This window comes from Aeromonas sp. ASNIH8 (assembly GCF_002919855.1).
Classification (GTDB): Bacteria; Pseudomonadota; Gammaproteobacteria; order Enterobacterales; family Aeromonadaceae; genus Aeromonas; species Aeromonas caviae.
Map to the genome: position 1 here is coordinate 1 of NZ_PQLN01000115.1, position 11,371 is coordinate 11,371.

The window sequence follows — 11,371 nt, forward strand, 5'->3', positions numbered from 1 at the left end:
TGAGCATTATAACGAACACCACCCGCACAGCGCCTTGGGATACCGTTCACCCCGGGAATTTCTGCGCAGTCGGGTATCACAATCCTAAGCGGGAAAAAGTGTCTGGACCTATGGGGTCAAATCCAGTGATTGAGAGGGATCTCTCTCATGCATAGGGGAAACACTGAAATCACAAGAAGGCGAATCTGTGCCAATCACTATGCCTCCCCCCAGCACGCCTTTGGCCTCGATGCAGGTATTGCCCGCTCTACCTATAAAAATGCCGGCGCTGGGCCGGCATTTCCATCAGAGGATACGCAACTCTGGCGGCACCTCGAATACTACGTTTTCCTCGCGACCAGGGTGTTCTGTCACTATCTTGCCCCCCAACTCGCGCAGACGGGCGATGACGTTCTGTACCAGCACATCGGGGGCAGAGGCCCCTGCAGTCACCCCGATACGCTCGACCCCTTCCAGCCAGGGGGACTCAATCATGGAGGCATCGTCGATCAGGTAGGCTCGCGCCCCCACTTTCTCGGCCAGCTCCCGCAGGCGGTTGGAGTTGGAGGAGTTGCGCGACCCCACCACCAGCATGGCATCCACCAGCCCGGCCATCTCCCGCACCGCGTCCTGACGGTTCTGGGTGGCATAACAGATGTCGTCCTTGCGCGGCCCCTGGATCTTGGGGAAGTGCTTGCGCAGCGCATCGATGACGTCCGAGGTCTCATCCACGCTCAGGGTGGTCTGTGTCACGAAGCAGAGGTCATCCGGGTTCTTCACCTTGAGCCTGGCCACATCCTCCGGCGTCTCCACCAGATACATGCCCCCTTCCGGATTCTCGTACTGCCCCATGGTGCCGATCACCTCGGGGTGGCCCGCGTGACCGATGAGTACGGCCTCGGATCCCTTGCGACTGGCACGATGGACTTCCATGTGCACCTTGGTCACCAGCGGACAGGTGGCATCGAATACCTTGAGAGCACGGGACTTGGCCATCTCGCGCACCGTCTTGGCCACGCCATGGGCGGAGAAGATGACGATGCTGTCGTCCGGCACCTCGTCCAGTTCCTCGACGAACACGGCTCCCGCCTCCTTCAGCTTGTTCACCACATAGCGGTTATGCACCACCTCGTGACGGACATAGATGGGGGCACCGAACTTCTCCAGCGCGCTCTCGACGATGCTGATGGCACGGTCGACACCGGCGCAGAAGCCACGCGGGTTAGCCAGCAGAATATCCATCAGTGAACCTTCTCCTCGTCATCAACCCCCAGGATCTCCACCTCGAAGGTGACGGTGTGACCGGCCAGGGGGTGGTTGAAATCGACCGTAACCGACATCCCTTCCACCGCCCGGATGATCCCGGGCAGCTCGCTGCCGTTGGGCTGGTCGAACAGTATGATGGTACCTACCTTGGGCTCTACATCTGCACCGAACTTGGCGCGGTCGAGATGGTAGATGTTATCGGGGTTGGAGAGGCCGAAGGCCTCTTCCGGCACCAGGGTGAAGCTCTTGCTCTCCCCTGCGCGCAGCCCCAGCAGGCATTGCTCGAAGCTCGGCGTCAGACTGCCGTCTCCCATCCGCAGACGGGCCGGCTTGCCGTGCAGCGCCGTGCTGTCGGCCACCGAGCCGTCTTCCAGTTTGATAGAGAAATGGAACAGCACGCTGCTGTCCGCAGCAATCGACTGGCTCATGAGGTCGCGTCCTGTTTTTTCTCGCCACGGAAGCCATCCAGCACGATCATGGCGGCACCGATGAAGATGAAGCTGTCCGCCAGGTTGAACGCCGGCCAGTGGGCACGCTGCCAGTAGAAGTCGAGGAAGTCGACCACATGGCCCAGCACCAGCCGGTCAAACACGTTGCCGAGCGCCCCGCCGATGATCAGGCTGTAGGCGATACCGCTCCAGCGCTGGGTCACCGACTGCTTGCGCAACCAGTGGATCAGCAGGCCGCAGATGGCAAACGCCAGCAGGGCGAAGAACCAGCGCTGCCAGCCCCCCTGATCGGCCAGGAAGCTGAAGGCCGCCCCCTTGTTGTAGACGTGGACCAGGTTGAAGAAGGGGGTGATCTCCACCCCCGGATAGCCAAACGGCAGCAGCTTGACCACGGCGAGCTTGCTCGCCTGGTCCAGTACGAAGGCCAGCACCGCCAGCCACAGCCAACGCAGGCCGGTTTTGTTGTTCATCTCGTTCTGAGTCATGTTCATCAGGCAAATTGACGCGTTTCGCCGTCACCCTCGACGTTGGTGACACAGCGGCCACAGATCTCTTCGTGACCGGCTATGGTGCCCACGTCTTCCACATGGTGCCAGCAGCGGTCGCACTTGGCGGCGGCTGACTGGGCCACGCTCAGCCACAGGTCGTCGCGCTCGGTCGCCACGGCGTCTGCCGGGGCGGCATCGGCGCTGACCACCCTGGCCTTGGAGGTGAGCAGCACGAAGCGCAGCTCATCGGCCAGGGCGTTCAGGCGGGCAGCCAGTTCCGGCTTGGCGAACAGGGTCAGCTCGGCCTGCAGGGAGCCACCGATGCGCTTCTCGCCACGAGCCACTTCCAGCGCCTTGTTCACTTCACCGCGCACGGCGAGGATCTCGGCCCAGAACTCGTCGTTCAGCACTTCGCCCGCTTCCAGCCCGAACAGGCCGTCGTACCACTCCTCGGTGAACACGAACTCGCCACGCTCACCTGGCAGCAGCGCCCAGATCTCGTCGGCGGTGAAGCTCATGATGGGCGCCATCCAGCGCACCATGGCCTCGGCGATATGATAGAGGGCGGTCTGGCAGGAGCGACGGGCCAGGCTGTCAGCCTTGGCGGTGTACTGACGGTCCTTGATGACGTCCAGATAGAAGGAACCCATCTCGATGGAGCAGAACTGCATCAGCTTCTGGGTCACGCCGTGGAAGTTGTACTCGTCGAACGCAGTCACGATCTCGGCCTGTACCGCCTTGGCACGGCCCACGGCCCAGCGATCCACCACCACCATGTCGGCAGGCGCCACCATGTCGGTCGCCGGATTGAAGCCGTTCAGGTTGGCCAGCAGGAAGCGGGCGGTGTTGCGGATGCGACGATAGGCGTCGGCCGAGCGCTTGAGGATCTCGTCGGAGACGGTCATCTCGCCGGTGTAGTCGGTGCTGGCGACCCACAGACGCAGGATGTCGGCACCCAGCTTGTTCATCACGTCCTGCGGGCTGACCACGTTGCCGATGGACTTGGACATCTTGCGACCCTGGCCATCCACGGTGAAACCGTGAGTCAGCACCTGGTTGTAGGGGGCCTTGTCTTTCATGGCCACGCCGATCATGAGCGACGACATGAACCAGCCACGGTGCTGGTCGGAACCTTCCAGATACATGTCGGCTGGCTTGCCGTTGAATTCGGGACGGGCATCGACCACGGAGGCATGGGTGGAGCCGGAGTCGAACCAGACGTCCAGGGTGTCGGGCACCTTGTCGTACAGGTCGGCGTCGGCTCCCAGCAGTTCGGCCTTGTCCAGATCCCACCAGGCCTGGATGCCGGACTGCTCGACCCGCTTGGCCACCTCTTCCATCAGGCGGACGGAATCCGGGTGCAGCTCCTGGGTATCCTTGTGAACGAACAGGGAGATGGGCACGCCCCAGGTACGCTGACGGGAGATGCACCAGTCGGGACGATTCTCGACCATGGCCTGAATGCGGTTCTTGCCCCAGGCCGGCACCCAGCCGCTCTGGCCGTGCTGGGCAATGCCCTCTTTCTCGATGCGCTCGATCTCTTCGAGGGCACGCTTGCGCAGACCCTTCTGCTCCATGCTGATGAACCACTGCGGGGTGGCACGGAAGATGATCGGGGTCTTGTGGCGCCAGCAGTGCGGGTAGGAGTGGTTGAACACCTTGTGGTGAAGCAGGGCGCCGCGCTCGGTCAGCACCTCGACCACGGAGGCGTTGGCCTTAAACACGTGCTGGCCGGCAAACAGCTCGGTATCCGGCAGATAGACGCCGTTGCTGCCCACCGGGTTGGCCACTTCCAGGCCGTACTTCTGACCGACCACGAAGTCTTCCTGACCGTGGCCAGGGGCGGTGTGCACGGCGCCGGTACCGGCGTCCAGGGTGACATGGTCACCCAGCACCACGGGAACATCGAAGTGGTAGAAGGGGTGATTGAAGCGCAGCAGCTCGAGCGCCGCGCCCTTGGCGTAGCCCAGGTTGTGGAACTTCTCGATGCCGGCCCTGTCCATCACGTCCTTGACCAGCTCGGCGGCCAGGATCAGGCGCTCGGGATGCTCGCCCTCCACCTGCACCAGGGCGTAGTCCAGATCGGCGTGCATGGCGATGGCGCGGTTGGCCGGCAGGGTCCAGGGGGTGGTGGTCCAGATCACGGCAGAGATCACGCCCTTGCCGGTGTGGCCTTCGGCGCAGTCAAACTTGGCGGCGACGGCAGCATCGTCGACGGCCTTGAAGCGCACGTCGATGGAGGGGGAATTTTTGTCGTAGTACTCCACTTCGGCCTCAGCAAGCGCGGAGCCGCAATCGGTACACCAGTGCACCGGCTTGGAGCCTTTGTGCAGGTGGCCGTTTTCAACGATCTTGGCCATGGAGCGGATGATGTTGGCTTCGGTGCCAAAATCCATGGTCAGGTAGGGGTGTTCCCAGTCACCCAGCACGCCCAGACGGATGAAGTCGGTCTTCTGCGCTTCGATCTGGGTCTTGGCGTATTTGCGGCACTCGGCTCGGAACTCGGCGGCGGAAACCTTCTCGCCCGGCTTGCCGACCATGCCTTCCACTTTCAGCTCGATGGGCAGACCGTGGCAATCCCAGCCCGGCACATAGGGGGAATCGAAGCCAGAAAGGCCTTTGGACTTGATGATGATGTCTTTGAGGATCTTGTTGACCGAGTGACCGATGTGAATGCTGCCGTTCGCATAGGGGGGGCCATCGTGCAGAATGAAAGAAGGCTTACCCGCTTTGGCGCGGCGAATGGCGCCGTAAAGATCCTGATCGTACCAACGTTTCAACATGTTGGGTTCGCGTTTGGCCAGATCGCCACGCATCGGAAACTCGGTTTCCGGCAGATTCAGGGTGTGTTTATAGTCGCTCATCAGTCCTGGGTTCCCTTCTTTTCTAAAAGAGTGCTGGGTAAATGAAATTGTGGCAGCCCGAACCAGGCTCGGGCCGCCAGGGCATCTCGTTCGATCTGCTCTTTCAAGGCGGTGAAAGAGTCAAATTTCTGCTCTTCGCGCAGCTTGTGGCGAAGCAGCACCTTGACCTGCTGACCATATAGATCACCAGAAAAATCAAATAGATGTACTTCCAATCTGGCTTGTGTACCGCTCAAGGTCGGACGTACACCCACATTGGCGACACCGGGGAAAGTCTTGCCGGAACATATCACTTCCACCGCAAACACGCCACCGACCGGGACAACCTGGCGTTTGAGGGCCAGATTCGCGGTGGGAAAACCTATGGTGCGCCCCAGCTTGTCGCCGTGGGCCACCCGACCGCTGATGGCATAGGGGCGACCGAGCATCAGCTCCACCTCCGCCATGCGCCCGGCCCTGAGGGCCTCGCGCACCAGGGTGCTGCTGACCCGCTGGCGGGAAAGCTGGAAACTCTGGGTGCTGATCACCTCGAACCCGAAGCGCCGACCGGCCTCCTCCAGCAGGTGGAAGTCCCCTTCCCGCCCCTTGCCGAAGCGAAAATCGTCGCCGACCACCAGATAGTGCACGCCGAGTTTCTCCACCAGCAGTTGCTCGATGAAGGTGCAGGCCGCCTGCTCGGCAAAACGATGGGTGAAACGCACGCAGAGCATGCGATCGATCTGCATTCCCTTGAGGGCTTCGTACTTCTCCCGCCAGCGGCTGAGGCGGGCGGGCGCGGCACTGCCCGCAAACAGCTCCAGCGGCTGGGGTTCGAACAACATGACGCAGGCGGGCAGGCCAAGTTGGGCTGCCTTCTCCTGCAAGCGGGCCAACACCGCGTGGTGCCCCTGATGAACCCCATCGAAGTTGCCTATGGTCAATACACAGCCCCGGTGACGGGGCTTGATATTGTGAATGCCGCGAATAAGCTCCATCAGTGCCTTGTGCGTTGCTGCCATGGAAATCGGCGGATTATATATCAGGCAGCAGGCAGGGTCAGCCCTGCCGTTGACCCGATTTCAGCTATCCGACGCCATGGAGACGGGGTTGCTCCCTATTGGCGATCTGATTTCAGGTGTCTTGGCCGGATGCCCAGCGCCAGCAGGACTATCCCGTACAGCGCCCCGCCAAGGCAGAGCAGCAGGGTCAGCTCCAGGCTGGCCTTGCCCATGCTCCAGGCGCCCCACTGGGCGAGGTCCGGCGACAGATAGGCCAGAAGCCCCCCCATCAGCACAGTGGCGGCCAGCAGCTTGAGGCAGAACACCCCGGTGTTGCGGGAGGGGCGGTAGACGTTCTGCTGATAGAGCCCCTTGAACAGCAGGGCCGCGTTCAGGGTGCCGGAGCAGGCGGTCGCCAGCGCCAACCCCACGTAGCCGAGCGGATAGATGAAGAGGAGGTTGCACACCATGTTGGCCACCATGGCCATGATGCCGATGCGCACCGGGGTCTTGGTGTCCTGACGGGCGTAGTAGCCCGGTGCCAGCACCTTGATCAGCATCAGGGAGAGCAGGCCTGTGGTGGACGCCAGCAAGCTGGCGCTCGACATGCTCACCTCGTGCAGGCCGAACTCGCCGCGCATGAAGAGCACTCGCAGTATGGGCTCGCGCAGCACGGCGATCCCCACCATGGCGGGCAGGCCCAGCAGCATCACCATGCGCACCCCCCAGTCCATGGTGCGGGAGAAATCCGCCGGATCCGCGTCCACATGCTTGCGGGCCAGGGCCGGCAGGATCACGGTGCTGATGGCCACGGCAAAGAGGCCGAGGGGAAACTCCAGCAGCCTGTCCGAGTAATAGAGGTAGCTGATGGCACCTGTGGCCAGGAAGGAGGCCAGCATGGTGTTGATCAGCAGGTTGATCTGGCTGACCGAGACACCGAACAGGGCGGGGATCATCAGGGTGCGGATCTTCACCACCCCGGGATGGTGCCAACCCCACTTGGGCCAGACCAGCATGTTGAGCTGGCGCAGGAAGGGGTACTGGAACAGGAACTGCACCAGGCCGCCGAGGAAGACACCGATGGCCAGCGAGATCTCGGGGCGATCCAGCAACGGCGCTATCCACCATGCCGCCCCTATCATAGTGACGTTGAGAAACACCGGCGTGAACGACGAAACCGCGAAGCGCCCGAAGGTATTGAGGATGGCTCCCGCCATGGCGGTGAAGGTGATGAACCAGAGATAGGGGAAGGTGATCTTGAGCATCAGGCTGGCCAGCTCGAACTTCTCCGCCGCCGGGCCATCGTGCAGCCAGTCCCAGAACCAGCCCCATCCGAACAGGGCCGTCAGGACGCCTGAACCCAGCACCCCGAGCAGGGTCACTACGGTGACGATACCGCCGAGGGTACCTGCCACCGCGGCCAGCAGATCGCGCAGCGCCTGCTCGTCACCGTTTTTCTTGTATTCCGTCATCACGGGGACGAAGGCCTGGTTGAACGCCCCTTCGGCAAACAGGCGGCGCAAGAAGTTGGGAATGCGATTGGCGAAGAAGAAGACGTCTGCGGCCACCCCGGCACCGAGCAGATTCGCGATGACCACATCGCGCACCAAGCCCATCACACGGGATGCCAGCGTCATTCCGGACACTATCATGCCGGATTTGATCAATTTCTTACTCAAGACGAGGCCTCTGGAACTGTCGGAAAGAAAAGAATGCTGTTAGAATCGGCCGACAGTTTAACCGTCTCCCATCTGACACACCACCGGGGGGCGGTGTTTATTTGCACAAATCATTTGACAATATGTGGTTGGGAAGGCATATTTCCGGGCCTTTTCAATACACTCGCTAAGACAGTTTTAGGAGTTTTACCTTGGCTAACATCAAATCTGCTAAGAAGCGTGCTCTTCAGTCAGAGAAACGTCGTCAGCACAACGCCAGCCGTCGTTCCATGACCCGTACCTACCTGAAGAAAGTGATCGCTGCCATCGCCTCTGGCGACAAGGCTGCTGCCACTGCCGCTTTCGCTGTTGCTCAGCCGATCATGGATCGTATGGCGACCAAAGGCCTGATCCACAAGAACAAAGCTGCTCGTCACAAGAGCCGCCTGTCTGCCCAGATCAAAGCCATGGCTTAATCAGCATCCGCTGATGAAAGCTGAAAAAACCGGCCTTAGTGCCGGTTTTTTATTTGGGCTCGCTGCAATACAGCCTGTGCAACAATCCGATCATCTCGCGTACCTCAAGGCTGCGCAGGGAATAGTAGACCGTCTGGGCCTCCTTCCTCGTCGCCACCAGCTCATCGCGCCTCAACACGGCCAGATGTTGTGACAGGGCCGACTGACTCAGTCCCAGCCGCTCATTGAGTTCCCCCACCGACAACTCCCGCTCCAGCAACTGACACAGAATGAACAGTCGCCGCTCGTTGGCCAGCGCCTTGAGCAGGGTGACGGCACGCCCGGCATTCGCCTCCATCTCTTCCAACTGCATCTCATCCCCTCTCCTGCAAGACAGCCATCATAACCCCGACCTCGACGATTTAAAAAGACAGGCTCGCCGGTTGAATGGCGGTGAAATCCTCCTGCCCGGCAAAGAGGAAGGAGAATTCACTCTCGCACACCCGTTTCACCGCCGGATGCTGGATCATCCGCTCGGCGAAGATGACGTAGTACTCCTCCATCAGATCCTGGGTCTCTCCCAACAGCATCACCTCCTCCCCCTCCAGAATCTCCTCCCGGTAGATGGTCGGTGCCATGAAGATGCCCTGATTGAAGAAGCCGAACGCCTTCATCAGGGCCGCATCGTCGAACTCCCCCAGGATGCTGGGAGAGATGCCCTGTTGCTCGAACCATTGGGTCAACTGGCGACCCATGGCGGTACGGCGACCGGGAATGAGCAGCTTGCGCTCCTCCAGACAGGCGGGAAAGGGTTTTTCGGGCAGCGGCGCCTTGCAGAAGAAGCTGACGCCACAGCCTCCGAGCCGCTTGGAGAGCAGCCCGGCATGCTGGCTGGAGTCCACCGGGCAGTCGGAGAGGATCATGTCGAGCTTGTGCTCGCTCAACTGCTCCAGCAACAACTCGTGAGTCGACTCGAAGCAACGCAGGTGGATGGAGCCGTCGTTCGGGATGACGGAGAGCAGTACCCGGCTGGCGAGGCGCTTGGAGAGCGCATCGGCGATGCCGACGTCGAACAGGACCTGGCTCTCCTTGCGGTAGTTGACGATATCCAGCATCTCGTAGGAGAGGCTGAACATCTTGTCGGCATAGCGGAACACCAGCTGGCCAAGCTCGGTGGCTTCGAGAGATCTCCCTTTTCTGATCAACAACTTACCACCGAGGCGCTGCTCGAGCAGCTTTATCTGGCCGGTGACGGTCTGGGGGGTCAGGAAGAGGGCTTCCGCCGCCTGCGTGACGGAGCCCTTCTTCTGCGTCATCCAAAAATAGTAGAGGTGATTGTAATTAAGGTGTGACATCCGATGGGGTTCCCGCGCCAGGCGGGCTCCGGTAGCAGCTGAGTTCAACCGCCAGAATGTCATACATGTCGCTGATCGAGTCAACCTTGTTCGCGTCGAACTGCGCCTGCAGATGGGCCTTGAGGCGAACGGGATCCGGCATCCGCTCGGAGCAGTAGCGCTTGTTGGACTGCTTGACCCGCTCGCCGGCCCGGCTGCTCAGGGCCCGCTCGGCGAAAGTCTCGCCAAACCGTGCCTTGGCCTGCTTGTCCCCCAGCATCAGGGCGCTGTCGACCACCCCGTTGAGATAGGCCGAACAACCGGCCGAGGCCGCATCCTGCTGGCAATCGGCCAGCCCGTTTCCCCAGACCACAGGACTCGCCAGCATGACTAACCATCCGAGTCGTTTCATAACCCCTCCGTGCTTTGATTCGCCTCCCGATTGGGCAGCGCCATCCGCAGGGCGATATAACCGGTCACGGCCGCCAGGGTGGACCCCGCCAGGATCCCGAGGCGCGAGTAGCTGCCGTAGTCCAGTCCGCCATGCTCGAACGCCAGCGACGCGATGAACATCGACATGGTGAAGCCGATGCCACACAGGATGCTGACGGCAAAGATTTGTCTGAAGTTCACTCCTTGCGGCAGCTGGGCGACACCGGTTTTCACCGCCAGCCAGCTGATGGTGAAGATCCCGAGCGGCTTGCCGACGAAGAGGCCCAGTATGATGCCCATGGGAAGCGGGTTGAGCAGGGCCGAGAGATAGATCCCCTCCAGAGAGACCCCCGCATTCGCAAAGGCGAACAGTGGCAGGATCAGGAAGGCGCTCCAGGGGTGCAGCACATGCTCCAGATGCTTGAGCGGTGACGCATAGCGCTTGCCGTTCAGCGGGATCATAAAGCCCACCACCACACCGGCCAACGTCGCGTGGACGCCGGACTTGAGCACCGCGACCCAGAGCACCAGCCCCACCAGCATGTAGAGGCCAATTCTGTCCTCACCACGGCGGTTCATCCACAGCAGGGTCAAGGTGGCCACCACACCTATCGCCAGCGCGGTCAGCGACAACTGCTGGGTATAGAACAAGGCGATGATGATGATGACCCCCAGGTCATCCATGATGGCCAAGGCCAGCAGGAAGACCTTGAGGCTGGTCGGTACCCGCTTGCCCAGCAATGCCATCACCCCGAGGGCGAAGGCGATGTCGGTCGCGGCCGGGATGGCCCAGCCAGCCCGGGTGGCCTCGTCCCCGTAGTTGAAGAGGCTGTAGATGAGCGCGGGGGCCAGCATGCCGCCCACGGCGGCAATGGCCGGGAAGGTGGCCTGCACCCGGGAGGAGAGCGCCCCCTCCAGCATCTCGCGCTTCACTTCGAGGCCGACCAGCAGGAAGAAGATCGCCATGAAGCCGTCGTTGATCCAGAGCAGCAGCGGCTTGTTGATGTCGAGAGCCGCGATGCGAACCTGCACCTCGGTATTGAGGAAGCTCTGATAGTGCTGCGCCAGGGCCGAGTTCGCCAGGCCCATGGCCAACAAGGCGGCCAGGATCAGAATTATTCCGGAAGCGGACTCCAGTTTGAGAAAACGCTTGAATACATCGCTCATGTCTAACTACCCGTAAAATTGCATCTTTTCAGTCTAGGGGTCGAGTAGTTCAATGAAAAATCGTTTCTAACAGCCAGTAACAACGAAAAAACCGAAGGCAAAATGGATTGTGTCTGCTATAAGCACCGTCTTCCCCTCCCCTTCCCCCCAGTTCCTCACGCCAAAAAATGCATAATACCAATCAGATTAAAGATGTGATCTAATTGCTCTATTCTGGTTTCACTGTACTCAGTATGTCCGATCCAATCGATTTCTTGGCCCTCGCCAAGGCAGAAACCAACGCCAGGAAACGCATGCGATTC

Annotated in this window: 11 protein-coding genes; 1 reads left to right on the plus strand and 10 read right to left on the minus strand. The window is 61.0% G+C overall.

Translation table 11 applies throughout. The annotated features are described in order from the left end of the window. Positions 1 to 285 precede the first annotated feature (285 nt). From ispH to murJ, 6 genes are all read right to left on the minus strand, one after another. A complete protein-coding gene (gene ispH / locus C3418_RS20560) occupies positions 286 to 1,221 on the minus strand; it encodes a 4-hydroxy-3-methylbut-2-enyl diphosphate reductase (protein WP_103859167.1) in 936 nt (311 codons plus the stop codon). After that, a complete protein-coding gene (gene fkpB, locus C3418_RS20565; protein ID WP_042079281.1) occupies positions 1,221 to 1,673 on the minus strand; it encodes an FKBP-type peptidyl-prolyl cis-trans isomerase in 453 nt (150 codons plus the stop codon). The genes ispH and fkpB overlap by 1 nt, the downstream gene beginning before the upstream one ends. Continuing rightward, positions 1,670 to 2,185, minus strand: coding sequence for a signal peptidase II (lspA, locus tag C3418_RS20570; RefSeq protein WP_042079282.1), 516 nt, complete (start codon positions 2,183 to 2,185; stop codon positions 1,670 to 1,672). The genes fkpB and lspA overlap by 4 nt, the downstream gene beginning before the upstream one ends. Further along, complete coding sequence (ileS, locus tag C3418_RS20575; protein ID WP_103859168.1) at positions 2,185 to 5,046, minus strand: isoleucine--tRNA ligase; 2,862 nt, start codon at positions 5,044 to 5,046, stop codon at positions 2,185 to 2,187. Before ileS ends, lspA begins: the two co-directional genes overlap by 1 nt. After that, positions 5,046 to 6,020, minus strand: a complete 975-nt coding sequence (ribF, locus tag C3418_RS20580) for a bifunctional riboflavin kinase/FAD synthetase (RefSeq protein WP_103859169.1) — start codon at positions 6,018 to 6,020, stop codon at positions 5,046 to 5,048. Before ribF ends, ileS begins: the two co-directional genes overlap by 1 nt. Before the next feature lie 119 nt (positions 6,021 to 6,139). After that, on the minus strand, positions 6,140 to 7,702 hold the full coding sequence (gene murJ, locus C3418_RS20585; RefSeq protein WP_103859170.1) for a murein biosynthesis integral membrane protein MurJ: 1,563 nt from the start codon (positions 7,700 to 7,702) through the stop codon (positions 6,140 to 6,142). 191 nt (positions 7,703 to 7,893) lie between these two features. Between murJ and rpsT the strand changes: the two genes are divergently transcribed. Beyond that, a complete protein-coding gene (gene rpsT / locus C3418_RS20590) occupies positions 7,894 to 8,157 on the plus strand; it encodes a 30S ribosomal protein S20 (protein WP_005308808.1) in 264 nt (87 codons plus the stop codon). A 49-nt stretch (positions 8,158 to 8,206) separates the two neighbouring features. Here the strand turns inward: rpsT and C3418_RS20595 are convergent, their stop codons facing one another. Genes C3418_RS20595 through nhaA form a run of 4 tightly spaced genes read right to left on the minus strand, consistent with a single transcriptional unit; the run spans position 8,207 to position 11,069 of the window. Then, positions 8,207 to 8,509, minus strand: coding sequence for a metalloregulator ArsR/SmtB family transcription factor (locus C3418_RS20595; RefSeq protein ID WP_042079286.1), 303 nt, complete (start codon positions 8,507 to 8,509; stop codon positions 8,207 to 8,209). Positions 8,510 to 8,558: 49 nt separating this feature from the next. After that, positions 8,559 to 9,491, minus strand: coding sequence for a transcriptional activator NhaR (gene nhaR / locus C3418_RS20600; protein ID WP_103859172.1), 933 nt, complete (start codon positions 9,489 to 9,491; stop codon positions 8,559 to 8,561). Then, entirely contained in the window at positions 9,478 to 9,882 is a 405-nt protein-coding gene (locus tag C3418_RS20605; RefSeq protein WP_042079288.1) for a hypothetical protein, read from the minus strand. The genes nhaR and C3418_RS20605 overlap by 14 nt, the downstream gene beginning before the upstream one ends. Next, a complete protein-coding gene (gene nhaA / locus C3418_RS20610) occupies positions 9,879 to 11,069 on the minus strand; it encodes a Na+/H+ antiporter NhaA (RefSeq protein WP_103859174.1) in 1,191 nt (396 codons plus the stop codon). The genes C3418_RS20605 and nhaA overlap by 4 nt, the downstream gene beginning before the upstream one ends. Positions 11,070 to 11,371: the final 302 nt, after the last annotated feature.